The organism is Lentibacillus sp. Marseille-P4043, from assembly GCF_900258515.1.
In the GTDB taxonomy this organism is placed as follows: Bacteria; Bacillota; Bacilli; order Bacillales; family Amphibacillaceae; genus Lentibacillus_C.
In genome coordinates, this window is the sequence record NZ_LT984884.1 from 715,208 (window position 1) to 737,479 (window position 22,272).

23 protein-coding genes and 2 other annotated features are annotated in these 22,272 nt (G+C 39.0%); of the genes, 1 reads left to right on the plus strand and 22 read right to left on the minus strand.

From position 1 onward, the window contains the following. Positions 1 to 471: 471 nt before the first annotated feature. The 22 genes from C8270_RS03775 to C8270_RS03885 all read right to left on the minus strand — a co-directional run bounded on the left by C8270_RS03775 (position 472) and on the right by C8270_RS03885 (position 21,258). Positions 472 to 1,074, minus strand: coding sequence for a class I SAM-dependent methyltransferase (locus C8270_RS03775; RefSeq protein WP_106495546.1), 603 nt, complete (start codon positions 1,072 to 1,074; stop codon positions 472 to 474). A 91-nt stretch (positions 1,075 to 1,165) separates the two neighbouring features. Further along, on the minus strand, positions 1,166 to 1,531 hold the full coding sequence (gene rplL / locus C8270_RS03780) for a 50S ribosomal protein L7/L12 (RefSeq protein WP_106495548.1): 366 nt from the start codon (positions 1,529 to 1,531) through the stop codon (positions 1,166 to 1,168). Positions 1,532 to 1,581: 50 nt separating this feature from the next. Beyond that, the gene (gene rplJ / locus C8270_RS03785) at positions 1,582 to 2,082 is read right to left on the minus strand and encodes a 50S ribosomal protein L10 (protein ID WP_106495550.1); all 501 of its coding nucleotides are present in this window, start codon (positions 2,080 to 2,082) and stop codon (positions 1,582 to 1,584) included. A 98-nt stretch (positions 2,083 to 2,180) separates the two neighbouring features. Then, positions 2,181 to 2,329 (minus strand) — a sequence feature (ribosomal protein L10 leader region). Between the two features lie 48 nt (positions 2,330 to 2,377). Continuing rightward, positions 2,378 to 3,070 (minus strand): 50S ribosomal protein L1, encoded by a 693-nt coding sequence (gene rplA, locus C8270_RS03790; RefSeq protein ID WP_106495551.1) that lies wholly within the window; start codon positions 3,068 to 3,070, stop codon positions 2,378 to 2,380. 233 nt (positions 3,071 to 3,303) lie between these two features. Continuing rightward, positions 3,304 to 3,729 (minus strand): 50S ribosomal protein L11, encoded by a 426-nt coding sequence (rplK, locus tag C8270_RS03795; protein ID WP_019375547.1) that lies wholly within the window; start codon positions 3,727 to 3,729, stop codon positions 3,304 to 3,306. A gap of 179 nt (positions 3,730 to 3,908) precedes the next feature. Beyond that, on the minus strand, positions 3,909 to 4,442 hold the full coding sequence (nusG, locus tag C8270_RS03800) for a transcription termination/antitermination protein NusG (protein WP_106495553.1): 534 nt from the start codon (positions 4,440 to 4,442) through the stop codon (positions 3,909 to 3,911). An 877-nt stretch (positions 4,443 to 5,319) separates the two neighbouring features. Next, a complete protein-coding gene (gene secE / locus C8270_RS03810; protein WP_199794635.1) occupies positions 5,320 to 5,493 on the minus strand; it encodes a preprotein translocase subunit SecE in 174 nt (57 codons plus the stop codon). 34 nt (positions 5,494 to 5,527) lie between these two features. After that, a complete protein-coding gene (rpmG, locus tag C8270_RS03815; protein WP_106495556.1) occupies positions 5,528 to 5,677 on the minus strand; it encodes a 50S ribosomal protein L33 in 150 nt (49 codons plus the stop codon). Positions 5,678 to 5,809: 132 nt separating this feature from the next. Beyond that, a complete protein-coding gene (gene sigH / locus C8270_RS03820; RefSeq protein ID WP_442785788.1) occupies positions 5,810 to 6,460 on the minus strand; it encodes an RNA polymerase sporulation sigma factor SigH in 651 nt (216 codons plus the stop codon). Positions 6,461 to 6,695: 235 nt separating this feature from the next. Continuing rightward, on the minus strand, positions 6,696 to 7,205 hold the full coding sequence (locus C8270_RS03825) for an NYN domain-containing protein (protein WP_106495560.1): 510 nt from the start codon (positions 7,203 to 7,205) through the stop codon (positions 6,696 to 6,698). A 3-nt stretch (positions 7,206 to 7,208) separates the two neighbouring features. After that, positions 7,209 to 7,952, minus strand: a complete 744-nt coding sequence (gene rlmB / locus C8270_RS03830) for a 23S rRNA (guanosine(2251)-2'-O)-methyltransferase RlmB (RefSeq protein WP_106495562.1) — start codon at positions 7,950 to 7,952, stop codon at positions 7,209 to 7,211. 1 nt (position 7,953) lies between these two features. Continuing rightward, positions 7,954 to 8,352: a Mini-ribonuclease 3 gene (locus tag C8270_RS03835; RefSeq protein WP_106495563.1), complete on the minus strand. Its 399-nt coding sequence runs from the start codon at positions 8,350 to 8,352 to the stop codon at positions 7,954 to 7,956. A gap of 2 nt (positions 8,353 to 8,354) precedes the next feature. After that, positions 8,355 to 9,755 (minus strand): cysteine--tRNA ligase, encoded by a 1,401-nt coding sequence (cysS, locus tag C8270_RS03840; RefSeq protein ID WP_106495565.1) that lies wholly within the window; start codon positions 9,753 to 9,755, stop codon positions 8,355 to 8,357. Beyond that, positions 9,736 to 10,404, minus strand: coding sequence for a serine O-acetyltransferase (gene cysE, locus C8270_RS03845; protein ID WP_199794636.1), 669 nt, complete (start codon positions 10,402 to 10,404; stop codon positions 9,736 to 9,738). The genes cysS and cysE overlap by 20 nt, the downstream gene beginning before the upstream one ends. A 53-nt stretch (positions 10,405 to 10,457) precedes the next feature. Further along, positions 10,458 to 10,674: a binding site (T-box leader), on the minus strand. A 43-nt stretch (positions 10,675 to 10,717) separates the two neighbouring features. Beyond that, a complete protein-coding gene (gene gltX, locus C8270_RS03850; RefSeq protein ID WP_106495567.1) occupies positions 10,718 to 12,187 on the minus strand; it encodes a glutamate--tRNA ligase in 1,470 nt (489 codons plus the stop codon). Between the two features lie 120 nt (positions 12,188 to 12,307). After that, the gene (locus tag C8270_RS03855; protein ID WP_106495569.1) at positions 12,308 to 13,405 is read right to left on the minus strand and encodes a PIN/TRAM domain-containing protein; all 1,098 of its coding nucleotides are present in this window, start codon (positions 13,403 to 13,405) and stop codon (positions 12,308 to 12,310) included. Between the two features lie 196 nt (positions 13,406 to 13,601). Then, positions 13,602 to 14,975, minus strand: coding sequence for a DNA repair protein RadA (gene radA / locus C8270_RS03860; protein ID WP_106495570.1), 1,374 nt, complete (start codon positions 14,973 to 14,975; stop codon positions 13,602 to 13,604). 826 nt (positions 14,976 to 15,801) lie between these two features. Then, positions 15,802 to 18,228 carry an ATP-dependent protease ATP-binding subunit ClpC gene (clpC, locus tag C8270_RS03865; protein ID WP_106495572.1) on the minus strand — a complete coding sequence of 809 codons (2,427 nt, stop codon included), beginning with the start codon at positions 18,226 to 18,228 and terminating at the stop codon, positions 15,802 to 15,804. A gap of 14 nt (positions 18,229 to 18,242) precedes the next feature. Further along, positions 18,243 to 19,307, minus strand: coding sequence for a protein arginine kinase (locus tag C8270_RS03870; protein WP_106495573.1), 1,065 nt, complete (start codon positions 19,305 to 19,307; stop codon positions 18,243 to 18,245). Next, a complete protein-coding gene (locus C8270_RS03875; protein ID WP_106495574.1) occupies positions 19,304 to 19,843 on the minus strand; it encodes a UvrB/UvrC motif-containing protein in 540 nt (179 codons plus the stop codon). The genes C8270_RS03870 and C8270_RS03875 overlap by 4 nt, the downstream gene beginning before the upstream one ends. A 32-nt stretch (positions 19,844 to 19,875) precedes the next feature. Next, the gene (locus C8270_RS03880) at positions 19,876 to 20,343 is read right to left on the minus strand and encodes a CtsR family transcriptional regulator (RefSeq protein ID WP_106495575.1); all 468 of its coding nucleotides are present in this window, start codon (positions 20,341 to 20,343) and stop codon (positions 19,876 to 19,878) included. A 216-nt stretch (positions 20,344 to 20,559) separates the two neighbouring features. Continuing rightward, the gene (locus C8270_RS03885) at positions 20,560 to 21,258 is read right to left on the minus strand and encodes an MgtC/SapB family protein (RefSeq protein ID WP_106495576.1); all 699 of its coding nucleotides are present in this window, start codon (positions 21,256 to 21,258) and stop codon (positions 20,560 to 20,562) included. Between the two features lie 252 nt (positions 21,259 to 21,510). On the opposite strand from C8270_RS03885, the gene C8270_RS03890 reads away from it, so the two are divergent. After that, complete coding sequence (locus C8270_RS03890; protein ID WP_106495577.1) at positions 21,511 to 22,128, plus strand: NUDIX hydrolase; 618 nt, start codon at positions 21,511 to 21,513, stop codon at positions 22,126 to 22,128. The last annotated feature ends 144 nt before the right edge of the window (positions 22,129 to 22,272 follow it).

Below are 22,272 nucleotides of genomic sequence, written 5' to 3' on the forward strand. Positions count from 1 at the left end.
TTGAAAAATGACTATTATATTAGAAAAACGTAAGCTGAAATGCTACGAATCATTTCAGTCATGTTTTTCGGATCCTAAAATTGTAGTTAAATTTTCCTAGAAACTCTAATTGCTAAACATGCTGAACAAACTTGTAATCAAGGTCATTACAAGTACCACTACCATCCATTCCTCTTTCATATGAAATTAGAATAGTATTGTATCCCTTGCATCAGCAGGAAATCAATTATTTAAAGATAAAAAATAGAAAAAAGGCTTTTCAGTTAAAAAACCTTATACATCATTTCTCATTTTAGTCGTCATTCTATCATAATCAAGAATTTATACGATTTTATCATTGTCTCCGTTTACTGATGAAATATACGTTTCATTTTTCACGAAAATTCCCCTTGACAAAGGAAGTCCCATGTTAGCATTTTACTATAATATCATAAGAGTATCGCAAGGTCAAATCAAAAGTTGATATGTTTTTTATATTTTCTTAGCGCGTAAAATAAAATATCCTTTTGAACGCGCAGCAATTTCTACTTCACCAAAGAGGGTTTGTAGTTTATCCTTGGCTGATGGTGCACCTTGCTTCTTTTGAATAACAACCCATAATTCACCACGATCCAATAGTGCATGCTTACCCTCTTCAAACATAGCATGAACAACCTGTTTGCCTGCTCTTATCGGAGGGTTTGTGATAATGGCAGCGAATTTCCGATGTGCTAAATGCGAAAATCGGTCGCTGTACACAAATTCAACATTTTGAACGTTGTTATGAGCCACATTTCTTTCAGCTAACTTTAACGCACGTTCATTAACATCCGCTAGCACAACATTCCGATCCCGAAAATTATCCGCCAAGGTCATTCCAATTGGCCCATACCCACAACCGAGATCAAGTAAATCACCGGCTATATTAGGTTCTGCAAATTGTTCAATAAGTAGCTTGGAGCCAAAATCAACATCATCCTTTGAAAACACACCATGGTCACTTGTGAATATATAGTTTTTTCCTTTTAATTGATATTTCCATGTCTTGGGTGAACTTTTAGATTGGGGTTTTTGTGAAAAGTAATGCTCAGACATTTGGGCACCCACTTTGTTATAGTGTTTAAAACCAGAGAAGATAAACTAATATATTGAAAGCTCGCCGTTAATCCGACGAGCTTTCCTATTATTACTTAACTTCGACTGTTGCTCCAGCTTCTTCAAGTTTACCTTTAACTTCTTCAGCATCCTCTTTAGAAACGCCTTCTTTAATTGCTTTAGGAGCGTTATCTACTAAGTCTTTAGCGTCTTTTAAGCCAAGACCAGTGATTTCGCGTACAGCTTTAACAACTTTGATTTTTGATGCGCCAGCACTTTCAAGTACTACATCAAATTCAGTTTGTTCTTCAGCAGCTTCTCCACCTGCTGCTCCGCCTGCTACTGCAACTGGAGCTGCAGCAGTTACTCCGAATTCTTCTTCGATCGCTTTAACTAGATCGTTTAAATCTAAAACTGACATTTCTTTAATAGCATCAATAATTTGCTCTTTAGTCATGATTTATTTCCTCCTAATTTCGTGTGTTTTTTTATAACGATAGGCACAAATTATGCGCCTTGTTCTTCTTTTTGTTCTGCGATAGCTTTTGCAGCGTACGCAAAGTTACGCACAGGTGCTTGAAGCACGCTAAGCAACATAGATACCATACCATCGTAATTTGGCAGATTACCAAGCTCTTTAATTTGTTCAAGTGTAGCAATCTTGCCTTCGATCACGCCGCCTTTTATTTCTAATGCATCATGTTCTTTAGCAAAGTTGTTCAAAATTTTCGCTGGCGCTACTACATCATCATTACTGAACGCGACTGCTGTAGGCCCAACTAATACTTCCGACAACTCACCCAATTCTACTGAATCAGCTGCACGACGTGTCATGGAGTTTTTGTAAACTTTGAAGTCAACACCAGCTTCGCGAAGTTGCTTACGTAGTTCTGTAACCTCCGCGACATCAAGGCCACGATAATCGACTAATAATGTAGATTGGCTAGCTTGAAATTTATCAGCAATTTCTTTTACTAGTTGTTTTTTAGTCTCAATAATTCCAGACATTGTTCCACCTCCTATTCGTACTTCTCATTATACCGGACTCGAAAACGCGAACTGCATACCCAATCAAAACTCAAAGGGGAAGAGCAGTTCCGCTAGACGTCAAGATAGATAAAGCCTCCATGCAGACATGGAGGCTTTTTATAACAAACGAAAATCAAAGATGATCTTATTTGTCTTCTAAACACCTCGGCAGGAAATTAAGCGAATGATTCGCACCTACTGTCTACGGTACAACGTATTTATTTTCATAACGAAATTTAGTATACCTAATAGCGGTTTAAAAGTCAACAAAAAATTAACGGTAATTAGATATGTCCACTTTGACTCCTGGTCCCATTGTTGACGTTACGGACGCATTACGCATGTAAACACCTTTTGCAGCTTGTGGTTTTACTTTTACTAATTGTTCCGTAATAGCTACAAAGTTATCGACTAATTTTTCATTATCGAAAGAGATTTTTCCAACAGGTACATGGATGTTCGAAGACTTGTCTACACGATATTCCACCTTACCTGCTTTGATTTCTTTAACAGCTTTTTCTACTTCAAATGTTACTGTTCCGGTTTTAGGGTTAGGCATTAATCCTTTAGGTCCTAAAACACGACCAAGTTTACCAACCTCAGCCATCATGTCTGGGGTTGCTACGATTACATCAAATTCAAACCAACCTTGATTGATTTTATTGATTAATTCTTGGTCACCAACATAATCCGCTCCAGCTGCTTCCGCTTCCTTCGCTTTATCACCTTTAGCGAATACTAGAACGCGCTGTGTTTTACCTGTACCATGCGGTAACACCATTGCACCGCGAATTTGCTGATCTGCTTTCTTTGGATCTACACCTAAACGAAAAGCAGCTTCAACTGTTTCATCAAATTTTGCTTTTGCGGTTTCTTTAACCAACGCAATAGCTTCTTCTACTTCATATGCTTTTGAACGATCAACAAGCTTCGCAGCCTCTTGATACCTTTTACCTTTTTTAGCCATTATACTTCCTCCTCGGGTTGTGGTTTATAGCGGTAATACCTCCCACTTTAAGAAAAACGCCCTCTGCGTCTTTCTTACAGAAGCCAGAGGTCAGAAGTCGGATTGGAAAAAATCGGCGCATAGCCGGTTTTATTATCTAACTTCCCTCCGACCCTTGTTGCAATTATTCACGAAAAAGGTTGCGAAGGATGGAAGCCCATTATCGCAACCTGTACCGTTAAAAATGGTGAGCATTAGTCCTCAATCGTAATACCCATGCTTCTTGCAGTTCCTTCAACCATGCGCATCGCTGCTTCTACATCAGCAGCGTTAAGATCAGGCATTTTAGTTTCTGCAATTTCTTTTACTTTATCGCGTTTTACCGTTGCGACTTTATTACGGTTTGGCTCACCTGATGCAGTTTCAATGCCAGCCGCTTTTTTCAATAATACAGCTGCAGGTGGAGTTTTAGTAATAAATGTAAATGAACGGTCTTCAAAAACCGTGATTTCAACCGGAATAATCATACCAGCTTGGTCTTGCGTACGTGCATTAAATTCTTTACAAAATCCCATGATATTAACACCTGCTTGACCTAATGCTGGTCCTACTGGTGGCGCTGGGTTTGCTTTACCAGCTGGAATTTGCAATTTTACTAACTTGATTACTTTTTTAGCCACGAGACACACCTCCTTAAAGTCCGTGATGTGGTAATAGGGGTTTCCCCTCCCACTCATTATTAACCCTTCTCCTCTAAAGCTTGAGGACATAATTAACAAAAAAATTTTAGCATGAATAAGCAAATAATGCAAGGTTTTGTCTTAATTTTTCCTTTACAATGCTTTTCAGCTAGTTGATTTTACAATTTTTCAATTTGAGAGAAATCCAATTCTACCGGTGTTTCTCTACCAAACATATTAACATGCACTTTCACTTTTTGCTTATCAAGGTCCATCTGTTCTATTGTTCCAGTGAAGTTTGCGAAAGGGCCATCCGTGACCGTTACATTTTCTTTGATTTCAAAATCAACTTGAGCAACCGGTTCCGCCATACCCATACGTTTTAACACCGTATCCACTTCATCTGGTAATAACGGCGTCGGCTTCGATCCATGACCACTTGACCCAACAAAGCCGGTTACACCAGGTGTATTTCTCACAACATACCATGAATCGTCTGTCATAATCATTTCAGCTAATACATAGCCAGGAAAAAACTTCTTTTTGAGTACTTTCTTTTTCCCGTTTTTAATTTCAGTTTCCTCGTCTTCTGGAACAATCACACGAAAAATTTTATCCTCCATGCCCATTGACTCCACACGTTTTTCTAAATTTGTTTTTACTTTGTTTTCATACCCTGAGTACGTATGAATAACATACCAATTTTTCTCCATTCAAACAGGACAATTCGGCTTGTCCTTCCCTCCCTTTTGATTAAATATTTCGTTATATCCTACAATGTAGGAAATCCAACCAGCATTAAAACTAGACATAAGTCGTTTTGCATTTCGCCTGTTTTTGACTGTATCGAATGATAACCCTAAAAGATTGTTGTTTATAAAATGCGACGCAACTAAGGAATTGCTCTTCCGCCGTTCCGAAAATACACTACGCTTTCCGGGGGCGGCTGGAGAGCCTCCTCGTGCTAGCGCACTGCGGGGTCTCACCTAGGCCTGTCCTCCCCCAGGAGTCTCCGTGTATTTTCTCCACTGTTGTTGCGCTTTAAAGACTCATTACATTTAGATAGTTGATCTTTTTCCATGAAATAGGGAATGCTTCGGCAGCACAACATCACACGAAAAAATTGGTTTGCATTTTCAAGGAATCTCACAATTTGCCGTAGCTTAGAATAGCCTTCTGTTCAAGTGATAAGAACTCCTCGAATACGTTGATTTCATAAGCTATAATCACTCGATAATCAGTATTTTTACCAGCGTAGGCAGAATACGTAGACTCCTGCGGGAACAGCACGAGTCTGAAGACCCCGCAGCGGCGGTTTACCGCTTTGGAGGCTGAAGCCGTGCCCGCGGAAAGCGAAGTATTCTGCCGGAGCGGAATTCAAGCACTCAAGAGCGGGGAGAAAGTGTCACGATAGAGAATTTTCACCATATCGCAGTTTATATCCACTACGAGATTTAAAAAGTAACACTACTACGAAAAGAGCCTTTTTTAAAGTGTAAAAAAACAATATTAAAAAACCCGTTGAGGCGGGTTTTTGTTGAAAGTATTATTTATTTTTCATTATAGCATAAATATATCATTATTATTCAGTTAAAACAATTCTAATATCTGTGTAATCCCAAGATCGACTAATGTAAAGAAGACTGCGACAAATGCAACAGTTGTTATAACCGTTATCGTATAACTAGTTAACTCTTTCCCCTTTGGCCAACTAACCTTTTTCATTTCCCGAGACACATTTTTAAAGAACTTAAAAATATTCATGTTTGTACCCCCAAACTAATCCCGACCATGTGTATTATTTTGTCTCACGATGCAATGTATGTTTTCCGCACGTTTTACAATATTTACGCACTTCCAAGCGTACAGGTTGCGTGGTTATATTTTTATTCGTTGTATAATTTCGACTTGAACATATTGCACACGCTAATGTAATATTTTTATTCATCACTTCACCCCAATGTAGGGTTCTTTTACTATCTCAAAATAAATCTATTATAGAATGCAGTAGTTGAGATCCGCTTTTATTCTGATTAATAATGTAGCACTCCTGCAGGGCTATGTCAACGTCAGCTGTTAACTATAACGTTATTTCGTTTGTTTCAAGCAATTGTTCTAATTTACGTTTCACGCGCTGCAATGCATTATCTATTGACTTGACATGCCGTTTTAATTCTACAGAAATTTCCTGGTATGTACGACCATCTAAATATAAATTCAATACCTTTCTTTCCAACTCGCTTAACAATTCAGATAATTTATCTTCCATATCTCCATACCGTTCTCTGTTCACTAATAATTCCTGAGGATCAATCGCCTTTGACCCAGCAATCACATCCAATAATGTTCGGTCTGATTCTTCATCGTAAATCGGCTTGTCCAAAGAAACATATGAATTTAACGGAATATGTTTTTGTCTTGTTGCGGTCTTAATCGCTGTAATGATTTGCCGGGTTATACATAGCTCCGCAAATGCTTTGAATGACGATAGCTTGTCCTCATCAAAATCCCGAATCGCTTTATAAAGGCCAATCATACCCTCTTGCACTATATCCTCTTTATCTGCACCAACTAGAAAATAGGTACGTGCTTTAGCGCGCACAAAGCTTCTATATTTGTTAATTAAGAAATCAAGCGCACGGCTATTGCCATCCTGGATCAATTGGATGACCTCATCATCATCAAGCATATGCAGGCTTTTATTATCTGTCTCTTTCAGCTTGACACTCACCAAGTATGACCCCCCGACTAACAACAGTCAATATAGCATAAGTATATCGTAACCGCTTGCAAACTTCAACAGTTAAGGAAAAGCGCTGCGCCCATTTAGCGACTTACGAGGCGAAGGAAGTCGCGCTAGTCGCTGGGCGTTGAAGCTGGACATGGCTGTTGCTATAAATGATATTTTTAACGACACAATGTTATACTCTCTTATCGGTAGAAACAGGTGAAGTGAACGGATTCAATTACTTTTTCCCACGACGCCATTTTTCAAATGTTTCAAGCACACTCTTTTGCAAAGGAATTTTTATTTGTGGTTTCACTTTTGTATACTGATCGATCCGTTCCTCTATTTCTGCTTCGCTGTTTTTTAATTCGATATATAATTCTCTGGCGGATTTGCGTAATGCACCACGGCCGAAAATGGTACGTTGCTCAGCGTAATCGGACGTGGCAACATAAACTTGGTTTTCTACGTTCTTTAATTTCTTTACCAGCTTTTCAATACATTCATCAGCCGTTTCTTTTTCCTTTGTATAAATAATTTCAACTTGATATTCTTTAAGTTTATTTGTAATACCTTTAACAAAATAAGCATCAAACACAACAATTACGCGGTCACCTGTATGGGATTTGTATTCAGCCATTTGTTCTATTAAGCGATCCCTCGCCTGTGCCATATCTACATCCTTTAACCGTTGTAACTCATCCCAGGCTCCGATAATGTTATAACCGTCAACAACGATAACATTCATAGGTTACTCCCCAAGCGGGTATCTTTTTCGAAATACTTCATACAGAAGAAGACCGCATGCAACAGAGGCATTTAAAGAGGATACCTGACCTTTCATCGGTAAATTAACTGTCCAGTCGCATTTATCTTTTACTAGACGGCTCATCCCTTTTCCTTCATTACCGATTACAAGTGCAATTGGCATCGTACCATCAAGTGAGCGGTAATCTTCCGTTCCTTCCGCTTCTGTTCCGACAATCCAAATATTTTTCGACTTCAATTCATCCATTGTTGATGCAATATTCGTCACACGCGCAACAGGAATATGCTCCAAAGCACCGGCAGCCGTCTTAGCAACCGTTGCAGTCAAACCAACTGAACGACGTTTTGGGATAATAACCCCATGAGCACCGGTCGCGTCTGCCGTCCGCAAAATGGAACCTAAATTATGTGGATCTTCAAGCTCGTCCAAGATGATAAAAAAAGGAGTCTCCCTTTTCGCATCAGCATTCGCAAATAAATCATCAATTGTAGCATATTGGTAAGAGGCAACATACGCTACAACGCCTTGGTGGTTTCCATTCGCTAACTTGTCCAGTTTACTCTTAGGTACCTTTTGTACAATTGTATCGGCTTGTTTAGCTAGATGTTGTAATTTGCCTAGTGAACTGGTATTTAAGTGTTCAGAAAGCAAAACTTTATTAACAGATCGACCCGATTTCAATGCTTCTATAACAGGGTTTTTTCCAATAATCATTTCCTGATCCATCTTATATACTCCTTTCCTCCACAAACATAATAGCTTGCGTTAATAATTCCGTTAAACGTTCATTGTTTTCAAGTAAGTAATGGTAGCCAACTAATGCTTCAAACGCAGTACTATATCGATACGTTTGAACACTAGTATTTTTGGGAATTGACCCTGATTTCGCATTTCTCCCTCTTGCAACAACACGCTCTTCGCTTTCCGTTAAAAATCCATTGTTTAACCAATGTAAAATAACGGCTGCCTGTGATTTTGCGGATACGAAGGTGACAGCTTTATGGTGTAATTGGTTTGGCTTTACTTGGCCTGAATGAATCAGATGTTTCCTGACATGTACCTCATAAACAGCGTCACCCATATACGCAAGGGCTAAACTTTTTAGTTGCTTTACATCAAGTTCCATATTCAGCCTCTTTTCCACCGTGTCCCTTGTGGTGTATCTTCTAAAATAATTTGTTTTTCCTTCAAATCATCCCGTATCTCATCTGCACGCTTAAAGTCACGATTTTTTCTTGCTTCCACCCGTTCTTGAATTAACGCCTCAATTTCATCATCCAACAATTCCTCTGTTTGGTTTATTTCGACACCAAGGACACGAAGGAATTTTGCAATCGTTGTCTGAAATGCATCGATAACAGTTGTTGATGTCTGATCTAACTCTACGTAAATATTCGCTTCCTTCGTTAAATCAAATAACACGGAAATCGCATTAGCTGTATTAAAGTCATCATCCATTTCCGTTTCAAAGCGCTCTTTTAACTCATTTATTTTTTCTAACCACTGCTCATTATCCTTTTCTAAGTTCAAACTTGCTTGTTTTCGGTATTCGAGATTATGGTAAGCCGTTCTAATACGATCCAAACTATTTTCAGCACCCTTCAGCAATTCTTCACTGAAATTAATCGGGTTGCGGTAATGAACACTCAACATAAAGAACCGAATTACCTGTGGATCGTGCTGTTCAATTAATTCACGTGTAAGAACAAAATTCCCAAGTGATTTCGACATTTTTTCATTGTCAATATTAATATATCCATTGTGCATCCAATACCGTGCAAATGATTTGCCTGTCATCGCTTCCGATTGGGCAATTTCATTTTCATGATGTGGGAAAGTAAGATCCTGCCCCCCTGCATGAATATCGATCGTATCCCCAAGGTATTTCTTTACCATCGCTGAACATTCGATATGCCAGCCCGGCCGACCTTTACCCCACGGGGCCTCCCAGGCGATTTCATCTGGTTTTGCCTTTTTCCATAAAGCGAAATCAAGCGGATCCGTCTTTTTCTCTCCTATTTGTATCCGAGCACCAGATCTCAATTCATCGATCGATTGGTGTGAAAGTTTGCCATACCCATCAAAGGCTCTCGGTTTAAAATAAACATCCCCATCAACTGCATAGGCATATCCTTTATCAATCAGTGCTCCAATAAAGTTAATGATATCATCCATCGTCTCAGTTACTCTTGGGTTGAGTGTCGCCTTTTTGACCCCCAGGGCTCCAACATCCTCTAAATAGGCATCAATAAAACGATCAGCTAGCTCAGGAACGTCCTCACCGACTTCTTTTGCCGTTTTAATAATTTTGTCGTCCACATCAGTAAAGTTCAAAACATAATCAACTTCATACCCTCGATATTCCAAATACCTTCTTACTGTATCAAAAACAATCGCAGGCCTAGCATTACCAATATGAATGTAGTTGTAAACAGTCGGCCCACAAACATACATACTCACTTTACCTTCTTGGAGTGGTACAAAGGTTTCCTTTTTTCGTGTCAGCGTATTATAAAGAGTTATCGACATTTTGCTTCCCTTCCTTCAATTCAGCTATTTCTTTCCTTAATCCATCTATTTCCGCTTGCAAATGCTCACATTGTTTTGCTACAGGATCAGGTATTTTATGATGGTCTAAATCCCGGCGAACCTTTTCACCATTTTGAACAACGACCCGCCCCGGAATTCCTACAACCGTCGAGTGATCCGGGACATCGTGTAACACAACGGACCCACCACCGACTTTTGAACTTTCACCAATTGTAATAGATCCTAAAACTTTTGCCCCTGTTGATATTAATGCATTATCCTTTACTGTCGGGTGTCGCTTCCCTTTTTCCTTACCCGTTCCACCTAAGGTCACCCCTTGGAATACGGTCACATTATCCCCAATTTCACACGTTTCACCAATAACAACACCCATGCCATGATCTATAAAAAAACGATGCCCAATCTTCGCTCCAGGGTGGATTTCAATCCCCGTGAAGAACCGGCCTATTTGCGAAATGACCCGCGCAATAAAAAACAGGTTACGTTTATAAAATGCATGCGCGATACGGTGCGACCATATCGCATGCAAACCAGAGTATGTTAAGAAAACTTCAAAATAAGTCCTTGCTGCCGGATCCTGCTCAAAAACAACATCCATGTCTTCCTTCATCCGCTTAAAAATCCCCATTTAGCTAACCTCCCTTGTCATAAATCATAAAAAAAGCGTCTCTGTGTATGATACACAGAGACGCTTCAGGCGCGGTCCCACTCTGTTTGAAGATATACGTTCTTCCAACTTAATTCTTAATAACGGTAAGAATACCGCCGTTATATACATCGCTTCCATAACGGACTCTAAGGTGCATTTCAAAAGTGGCTCTTAAAATCACTCGCAGCCGGTGGTGATTCTCTCTGTGTAAGTAACGCACTTTTTACTTCTCCTTATCAACGTTCAATATTGTATTATTACTATATTATATTTTGTATCAGCTGTGAACAGATTAGGCTCCAAGTTGTGTAAGAATTTTATCCAAACGCGCTAACACGACATCTTTTCCTAATAGCTCAATCGCCATTGGCAGTTCTGGACCATGCATTTGGCCAGTAGTAGCTACACGAATTGGCATAAATAACTTCTTACCTCGTTGTTTTGTTTCCTTCTGTGTTGCTTTAATCTCCGCTTTAATAGCATCCTTGTTAAAGTCATCTAACTGAATTAATTTATCCGTAAATACTTGTAGCACTTCTGGCACTTGTTCTTCACGCAATATTTCCATAGATGCCTCGTCATATTCAATGTGTGTTTTGAAAAATAAATCAGTTAACTCAACAATCTCTGCACCATAGCGGAGCTGTTCCTTATAAAGGGCAATTACATTTTCCGCCCATGTACGTGTTTCCTGATCCATTTCTTTCGATAGTTTTCCCGCCTCAATCAAATGTGGAAGTGTTAAGCCAATAACCGTTTCCAGATCCAATGATTTAATGTATTCGTTGTTCATCCACTTTAACTTCTGCGGATCAAAAATTGCAGCAGATGTTGATAGTCGCTCTGGATCAAATATCTCAATCAACTTATCCTGTGTGAAGATTTCTTCCTCGCCAACCGGAGACCAGCCAAGCAATGTAATAAAGTTAAATAATGCTTCAGGCAAATAACCCAAATTGCGATATTGCTCAATAAATTGTAGGATATGTTCATCACGTTTGCTTAACTTTTTCCGATCTTCGTTTAAGATCAATGTCATATGCCCGAACTTAGGTGGTTCCCAACCAAATGCGTCGTAAATCATCATTTGTTTTGGTGTATTCGAAATATGTTCCTCGCCACGTAAAATATGGGTAATATCCATCAAATGATCATCAATTGCTACAGCAAAGTTATACGTTGGGATACCATTCTTTTTCACAATCACCCAATCACCAAAGTCGCTTGATTCAAAGGTAATGTTCCCTCTTACAATGTCTGGGAATGTGTATGTTTTATTTTCAGGAACACGAAAACGAATACTTGGCTTCCGTCCTTCCTGTTCAAATGCCGCAATTTGCTCAGCCGTTAGATCACGATGTGCACCGGAATACTTTGGAGCCTGACCCTTCGCTTTCTGCTCTTCACGTTCAGCATCAAGTTCTTCTTCTGTCATATAACATTTGTAGGCTATTCCTCTTTCTAGCAAATCATCAATATGCTTTTGATAAATATTCAGTCGTTCCATTTGTCGATAGGGACCATAGTCACCGCCAATATCCGCACCTTCATCCCATTCGATTCCAAGCCATTTCAAATAGCGAAATTGGCTTTCCTCTCCTCCAGCTACATTTCGTTTTTCATCCGTATCTTCTGTACGTACAATGAATTTCCCATCAAAATGTTTTGCATATAAATAGTTAAACAAAGCAGTCCTAGCGTTCCCAATATGTAAATGGCCAGTCGGACTCGGCGCATAACGAACACGAACTTGGTTAGTCATTTGTGTTACCCCTTCCTCAGATACAATTCGTATATATTAATTATCGCACTTTTTCTTTACAACAAAAAGCGATAACATTCACTGTTATCACTTTTCTATTCCTTTTAAGTTATACCTCTTTTACAATGCTTTTTCAAGTAATTTTGGTTTTGCAAAGATCATTCGGCCTGCAGAAGTTTGTAAAACACTTGTGATCAATACTTCAATTGTTTTGCCGATATAATCTCGACCATCTTCCACTACAATCATTGTCCCGTCATCTAAATATGCGATACCTTGATTTTGTTCTTTACCATCTTTAATCACTTGTACCATTAATTCCTCACCAGGCAATACTACAGGTTTTACCGCATTTGCCAAATCATTAATATTTAACACGTGCACACTTTGAAGATCACAAACTTTATTTAAATTAAAATCATTGGTAACAACAATCCCGTTTATAACCTTTGCCAATTTAATCAGTTTGCTGTCCACTTCCTGTATTTCTTCAAAATCACCTTCATATATCTCCACGTTCACCGGTAATTCCTTTTGGATGCGATTTAAAACATCTAATCCACGACGTCCTCTGTTACGTTTCAGAGCATCAGATGAATCTGCAATATGCTGTAATTCTCCAAGTACGAATTGCGGTATAACAATTGTCCCTTCCAAAAAGCTCGTTTGGCAAATATCAGCAATCCGACCATCAATAATAACACTTGTGTCCAATATTTTTGGTTTTGGCTGATTTTGCTCTGCTCCATCATTTCCAGTCTGTCGCTTCTTATCTCGATCTTTTCGATTAAAATTAAATAAGTTCATCAACTCATCACGACGTCTAAAACCAATTTGAAAACCAAAATAACCCAACAAAACCGTGATAAAGAGTGGCAAAAGTTGTGAAACTAAATCAATATTAATGTCTGTTAACGGAATATTGATTAAAAAGGCTATTACCAATCCACCTATTAAACCGAAACTACCAAATAACAAATCTCCTACAGGAATCTTAATGAGTGCCTCTTCCACCCAACGCAAGAAATCAACAATATAACCCGCGACCAAATAAGAGAAAAGAAATAAGATCAACGCACCAACAATCATGCCTAGATATGGGGATGCAACCCAATTCGCTTTCGTGAAATCCAACAGTTCAACTAAATCTGGTATATATAAATACCCAATGGTACCACCTGTAACAATAAAAAATAAATGCACAATTTTTTTCAGCACCACCGTCACCTCCTAACCTCAGTATTACCTGTTTTTACAAAAATTAGTCTAAAAAATGGAATTATAGCTATTACATAATATAAACAATAGCACAACTGTTAAAAACAGTCAAATAGTTAAACATAAAATTTTATCACACAGAAATAATAATGTCAATCAAAATTGTCTTTTGGTCTGTTGTATTTTTGCAGAAATTTTACCTAGCAACACCAATTTCCAATGCTTCCTGAACTGTATTGACACCGATAACCTGAATCGATTTCGGTATTGTCCACCCATCTAAATTCTTTTCCGGACAAATCACACGGCTAAATCCAAGTTTTGCTGCCTCCTGAACACGTTGTTCGATTCGAGAAACACGCCTTACTTCACCTGTCAAACCAACCTCGCCGACAAATATATCATCTGGCTTTGTTGGCTGATCCCTAAAACTTGAAGCAATCGACACTGCAATGGCTAAATCTATAGCAGGTTCGTCTAACTTAACACCACCCGCAACTTTAATATATGCATCTTGGTTCTGTAACATTAATCCAACCCGTTTTTCTAATACAGCCATCAATAATGGAACACGATTCGCATCAACACCTGTTGCCATTCTGCGTGGATTGCCATAGCTCGAAGGAGAAATTAGCGCCTGAATTTCTACTAACACTGGCCTTGTCCCTTCCATTGACGCAACAACAGTTGACCCAGCAGCGCCGTGCGAGCGTTCTTCAAGAAATATTTCAGACGGATTTAATACCTCTCGCAGACCCGCTTCTTTCATTTCGAAAATCCCCATTTCATTTGTGCTACCAAATCGATTTTTCACACTGCGCAAAATACGATAGGTATGATGTCTTTCCCCTTCAAAATAGAGGACAGCATCAACCATGTGTTCCAGCATCCTTGGTCCGGCAATAGCCCCTTCTTTCGTTACATGCCCAACAATGAAAATCGGTATTCCGTTTGTTTTAGCTATTCTCATTAACTCGCTTGTACATTCCCGAACCTGTGACACACTACCAGGAGCACTAGTGACTTCTTCACGAAAAATCGTTTGAATAGAATCAATCACGACAAAAGACGGCTTTACGTGCTCAATGTGATTCGCAATATCATATAAGTTCGTTTCGGGCAAAACAAATAATGAATCAGCAGTTACACCAAGACGATCAGCTCGTAGCTTTGTTTGCCTAGCGGATTCCTCTCCCGAAATATAGAGTACAGGCAATTGCTTGTCTGCTAATTGAGATGATATTTGCAATAGTAATGTCGATTTCCCAATCCCCGGATCGCCACCAATTAATACAAGTGAACCTGGTACAATTCCACCACCAAGTACCCGATTAAATTCCTTCATCGTCGTTGTAATACGTGGCTCTTTTTGAGATTGAATCGCTGTGATTTTTTCGGGTTTACTAGTATGTTTCCCCTCTCCTGGTAGTCCGCTCCGATTCTTAATGGTAGATGCTTCAATTTCCTCTACTAATGTATTCCAATTATTGCAACCAGGACATTTTCCCATCCATTTTGCAGATTCATAACCACAATCCTGACATACAAATTTTGTCTTCCGCTTTGCCACTCCATCCATCCCTTTCAATCTATCTCTATTATATACGATTTACATAACGTGAAAGTTACAACAATCTATCATTTTTATAAATTATATTCCATAACTATGCCACAAATCGAAAGTGGTACTTACGCTTAAACGTTAAAATTCTTATTCCTATCGTCCATGCCTGCTCTCTATTACGCACCAATTCACACAATCGTTCTTTTTAGAAGACTCTTTTCGTAATGTTTGTTGCTTTTTAATTTCGGAGTTGATATAAAATACGATATAAGCGCTATGGTGATTTCACATAGAATGTCGCTTATGTGCCCCGCAGCCTGTATACACTTCGCTTTCCGGGGGCGGCTGGAGAGCCTCCTCAGGCCAACACGACGTTGGTCATGAAGGCGTTGCCACAGGACGTGGCGATCTTAGCCTTTACTCCCTTTCCGCACTGCGGGGTCTCACCGATGCCTCTCCTCCCCCAGGAGTCTACGTGTATACGGGCTGCTTGTGAGGAAATATATACTTTAAAATATCCTTGTAATCAAGCATCAAAATAGTAATATGATGATTAAACACATCCCCAGTGTAGGAAAAACACGAAGACTCCCGCGGGAAAGCGAAGACGATGAGACCCCGCAGTGAACGGTTTTCTCACGAGGAGGCTTATCGCGAGCCCGCGGAAAGCGAAGTGTTTTTCCGGAACGGCAGTCCATCATCTCAATCCTGTGTCGCATTTTATAGATTATATGTCAAAACCAACAATCTTTTTGAAAACAACCTTTTTGAAAAAGCCAGTAGGAACGTCCTACTGGCTTTGACATATTCACACAAGCTCAAGTGTTTTTGCCTAGGCTAAAACAGTAAATTCACCTTTATTATTTAGCCCAATTTTTACCTTTTGCCCTTTGGCGATTGTTTCTTTCAGTAATTCTTCGGAAAGTAGATCTTCAACGTTTTTCTGGATCGATCGACGCAATGGCCGCGCCCCATATTCCGGATCAAAACCGTCGTTGGCAATTTTCTCTAGAGCTTTATCTGTCACAGAAAAGTCAATATCCTGCTGTTTCAATCGTCGTTGTAATTGTTGTACCATCAACGTTACAATGTTTTTCATATGCTTTTTCTCTAATGAATGGAATACAATTGTTTCATCGATACGGTTAAGAAATTCTGGACGAAATGCCTTTTTTAGTTCTTCCATTACTTTTGATTTCATATCGCTATATTCTTGGCCTTCTTCACCAAGATTAAATCCAACATATTTATTCCGCTTCAGCTCACTTGCTCCTACGTTAGAGGTCATAATTAAAACGGTATTTCGGAAATCAACTACTCTACCTTTGGAATCTGTTAATCGACCATCCTCTAATACTTGTAATAAAATATTAAACACTTCTGGATGTGCCTTTTCAATTTCATCAAGCAATACAACGGAATACGGTTTTCTACGCACCTTTTCGGTTAATTGTCCACCCTCTTCATAGCCAACATAACCTGGAGGTGAACCTACAAGCCGGGATGTGGCGTGTTTTTCCATATACTCAGACATGTCAATTCGGATCATCGCATCTTCATCAGCGAACATTGCCTCTGCTAAAGCGCGTGCCAATTCTGTTTTCCCCACCCCTGTAGGTCCAAGGAAAATGAAGGAACCAATTGGTCGTTTAGGGTCTTTTAACCCTGCTCGTGCTCTACGAATTGCCTTTGAAACTGCTTTTACCGCTTCTTCCTGACCAATAACACGATCATGTAAAGTGTCTTCCATGTTTAATAATCGATCACTTTCATCTTTTGTTAGTTTAGCGACAGGAACACCCGTCCATGTAGAAACCACGGAGGCAATATCCTCAACAATCACCTCAGAACTTTCTTGACCTTGCTTTTCCTTCCATTGATTCTTTGTGGTTTCCAATTCTTCTCGCAAGCGTTGTTCAGAGTCACGTAAAGATGCCGCCTTCTCAAATTCTTGGCTTTGTACCGCTGCATCCTTTTCTTTACGCACCTCTTCTAGCTTTTGTTCCAACTCTTTTAAATTTGGTGGAATCGTATACGAACGCAAACGGACTTTAGAACCTGCTTCATCAATTAAATCAATTGCTTTGTCAGGTAAGAACCGATCTGTTATATAACGATCAGATAAATTAGCAGCAGCATCGATCGCTTCATCTGTAATCGTTACACGATGGTGTGCTTCATAACGATCGCGAAGTCCCTTTAAAATTTGAATCGTTTCCTCTAAAGTTGGTTCATCAACTTGGATTGGCTGGAATCTGCGTTCTAATGCTGCATCTTTTTCAATGTATTTCCGATATTCATCTAATGTTGTTGCACCAATACATTGGAGCTCACCGCGTGAAAGAGATGGTTTTAAAATATTAGATGCATCAATCGCACCTTCCGCACCACCAGCGCCAATTAATGTATGCAATTCATCGATAAATAGAATGATATTGCCTGCTTGACGAATCTCTTCCATTACCTTTTTAAGGCGGTCTTCAAATTCACCACGGTATTTCGTTCCTGCAACAACTGTACCCATATCAAGCGTCATAACCCGTTTATCACGCAATGTTTCTGGAACCTCATTGTTAATGATTTGCTGTGCCAGTCCTTCTGCTACAGCTGTTTTACCAACTCCTGGTTCACCTATTAATACAGGATTGTTTTTAGTACGGCGACTCAGCACTTGAATAACGCGCTCAATTTCTTTGCTTCGGCCAATGACAGGGTCAATATTCCCTTCTTTTGCTGTGACAGTTAAATCCCTTGCCAGCGAATCAAGTGTCGGTGTATTAGCATTGGTTGATTGGCCTCTACCTTGACGACCTGCTTGCGATTCGTTACTACCTAATAATTGCAGTACTTGCTGTCGTGCTTTATTTAGACTAACACCAAGGTTATTTAAAACACGAGCAGCAACACCTTCACCTTCACGAATTAGCCCTAACAATATATGTTCTGTTCCTACATAAGAATGCCCTAGCTTCCTGGCCTCATCTTGTGATAACTCGACTACCTTTTTGGCTCTCGGTGTGTAATGAATTGTTTGCATCGTCTGTTTACCAACACCAATAAGCTGCTCCACTTCTTGCTGAATTTTTTCCACTTCCAAGCCTAACGACTGTAATGCTTTGGCAGCAATTCCATCCCCTTCACGGACAAGTCCTAATAAAATGTGCTCTGTTCCGATATTGTTATGGCCAAGCCTGATCGCTTCTTCTTGTGATAAAGCTAAGACCTTTTGTGCTCTCTCCGTAAAACGTCCAAACATCATATAGCTATCTCCTCCTATTTTTCTAATTTTAACCGTTCACGAATTAGCGATGCCCGTAGTACATCCCGTTCATTAGCAGTCAAATTTTTCTTTGCGTATTGTTGTAGGAATCCTGGCTGTGTAAGAATCATTAATTCATTAAGTATATTTCTTGAGACATTCTCAATCAAACCCAAATCAATACCAAGACGAACGTTTGACAAACATATTGCCGCTTCTTTTGATTCGATAATATGGCTATATTTCAAAACACCGTATGAACGATAAATCCGATCTTCCAAGCGGGTACTTGACTGTTCCATTAATCGTGTTCTTGCTCGTCGTTCATGTTCAATCAATTGCTTTACAACACTTTGTAAATCTTCAACAATATCTTCTTCTGACTTTCCAAGAGTAATCTGATTGGAAATTTGAAAAATGTTTCCTAGCGCTTCACTACCCTCTCCATAAATTCCTCGAACGACAAGACCTAGTTGATTAATGGCTGGGATCATTCGATTAATTTGCCGTGTCAATGCTAGTGAAGGAAGGTGCATCATAACCGAGGCACGCATTCCTGTCCCCACATTTGTCGGACAGCTTGTTAAATAGCCTCTTGTTTCATCAAATGCATAATTAATTTTCTCTTCCAACCAATCATCAAATTCAAAGGCTTTCTCCAATGCTTTGTCTAGCTGAAGTCCTGGAAAGTAGAGCTGCATCCGAATATGATCTTCTTCGTTAATCATGACAGAAACTTGTTCGTTTTTTGAAATAAGTACAGCCGCAACTTGTTTATCTTTCGCTAGATGTGGACTAATTAGATGTTTCTCTACTAGAACCCGTTTTTCTGTTGACGTTAAATCTGGTATCGATATGAATTCAAAATCTTGATAGTCTTGAAATGATTTATGTGCATATTCTGTTTCAAAAAAGTTGCGGACCTCTTCAAGCTCATCCTTTTCAGCGATAAGCGGGAAAGAAACCTTATCAAAGTTACGTGCCAATCGAATTCTACTGCTCAAGACAATATCGCTGTCTGGCCCCTCTTTGCGCATCCAGGGACTAATAGCCTCATCCATGAAGTTCTGTAATGTCATGAATTATCACCCCGCATTTCTTTTTCTAATTCTTTAATTTTATCGCGAACGGTTGCCGCCTCTTCAAAAGCTTCTCGGTCAATCAAATTTTTGAGTTCCGCTTTATAATCATCCAGTTGTTTTTTGGCATGCAAATCACCGCCCTGACGTTTAGGGATTTTCCCTGAGTGTTTTGTGTTTCCACTATGAACCCGGCGCAAAATCGGATCCAGGCGGTCAGCGAATGTATGATAACATGATGAACAGCCAAATTTCCCAATGCGTTTGAATTCAGAAAACGTCATTTCACACTGTGGGCATTGTAATTCTTTTGATGGTGTAAACGCAGATGAATTACTATGATTCCCCATTGGTGATGATTCAAAATTAAATAAACCTGTCAGTAAATCATGAAGGGAATAGCCTTCTTCAGGGTCAGTCATATACCCTTTCTTCTTGGCGCAGATTTCACATACATGGACTTCTATTTTATTGCCATTGATTAGCTGAGTAAAATGAACCGTGGCAGGTCGTTTGTGACATTCTTGGCATTCCATATTTGTTTCCTCCTCCCTTACCTTGCCTATTGTTATTTATTCAAGTATTTTAACGTCGTCAACATCGCTGTTAACACACGTGCACGTACTTCATCACGAAGCGGCAATTGAAATGCTAATGTGTTTCGTCCAATAGCACTAACCATAATTTTAGCCTCACGCTCTGTAATTAACTTTTCCTCTAATAGCCGTTCTAAAACGTCAAGAGCTGCCTGTTGTGTCACAGTGGGATTAATCATAGCGATAATCTCATCAAGTAATTCTGATTTCTCTTGGTGCTTAACTCGAATGATCCGAATATATCCGCCACCACCACGTTTACTTTCCACTATATACCCTTTTTCCACCGTGAACCTTGTATTAATCACATAATTTATTTGTGATGGAACACATTGAAATTGATCCGCAATTTCACTACGTTTAATTTCAATAGCATCTTGAGCTGCCTGCTTCAGTATTTGTTTTAAATACTCCTCAATTACGTCTGAGATGTTACTCATGACCCTCCTCCTCTTGTTCCAATGAGCTAACTCTTCGTTGTTAACATCGTAACCATTTTGACTTTGACTATCTTTGACTATGTTTATATTATACGACAAATTACAAGAGATGCAAATACATTGTTCCTTTTTATTTTAGACAATGTTGGAGGAATCAAAACCCATTATAAAGAGAAAATACGATTCATTAATTAAGAACGACATTTTTAACCCCCTTTAATTTCTCTCTGCAATATTTTTTACAAATTTTAATTTGGAAATCCCCTCAAACAAAGACATTCTATCCAGATCAGAGTCTTGATGAACCCTAATAAAAATGCTCCTCAAGTCATTTTCAACCTTGACAATTTCTACTCTTTTAATTGTTACATGATATGATTCCATAACAGACACAATGCTACTGATTTGCAAATCCGGCAATGCGACAATTTCAATCAACATCGACGAGCGTCCTCTCGTAAATAGTCTCTCGAAGTTATTAAGAAAGATTAAACTCAATAGGATTACAAGTGTTGTAAATACAGCTGTAGCGTACATTCCTATCCCAACAACCAATCCTAACCCGGCAACAGCCCAAATTGAGGCCGCAGTAGTTAACCCGCGGATTGTACCGCCATAAACAATAATCGTTCCAGCACCAAGAAAACCAATACCACTAATGACATATGAAGGAATACGCGCCGGATCAAAACGCACATTATCATAGGCATCAATGTAAGCCTCAAAGCCGTATAAAGATAGCAACATCATCAGACAAGACCCAATACCTACTAGTATATGCGTACGGAAACCTGCAGAGTGATTCTTCATTTCTCGTTCAAAGCCAATTAACCCTGATAATAATAACGCGATGAACACACGTACCATAATAAGCAGAAAATGATCTCCAAATAATTGATCAAAATTCATTGCCATTCCCCCTGCTTAATATATTGCCTTAATTTTACAGTAAAATAATCAAAATAAACAGTCAAACATCATTACTTAATCATGTACATTAATTCCATATATATGCTTGTTTTAAAGAAAATATTTGATTGGATAAAGGGTATTTAAACTGAATTGTAGAAAAGGTATGTATGATAGAAAACCAGCATTCGATATGAAATCCAGGTCTAAGATATGAATTTGAATAGGATTGAATAAATAGGAAAAGAAAGGTTGTATATGAGTCATAAATGGCTAGATTGGGCAAAACAGATCCAATCTTTATCCCAATCTGGATTAGCCTTTTCAAACAATAAATTCGATATAGAACGATATGAAGCATTACGCCAAATAAGTATCGAAATTATAGCAAAATATACTGATTTAGAATTGGAAAAAGTGACGAATCTATTTGCTAATGAAACAGGGTACCAAACGCCAAAAGTAGACGTTCGTGGTGTCGTATTTAAAGATAATAAAATTTTAATGGTTAAAGAAAAAATTGATGATAGATGGTCTTTACCCGGGGGATTTTGCGATATAGGTTTCTCGGCCTCCGAAAATGCTGTAAAAGAAATAAAAGAGGAATCAGGCTATGATGTGAAAGCAAGAAAATTACTTACTGTTTTAGATATGAACAAACATCCGCGTCCACCACAGGCCTATCATTATTATAAAATATTTATTCAGTGTGAGATTATCGGTGGAAATGCAACTACCGGAGTGGAAACAAAGGGTATTAGCTTTTTTCCAGAACAAGATTTGCCAGGCTTATCTACCAGCAGAGATACAGAGTCACAAATTAATTTGCTGTTTGATTTTTTAAGAGATCCTGATAAAGCTGCTGTCTTTGATTAACCTGTTCTGATAACTCTAACATTATAATAATGCTGACAAATTAAAGATTGCGTTCATTTTTAAGGGTGTTTTCACATAAATTATTGATATCTACCTTGCAGGCCGCATACACCTTCGCGGATCTAACGCTGGGAATGGAAAGCC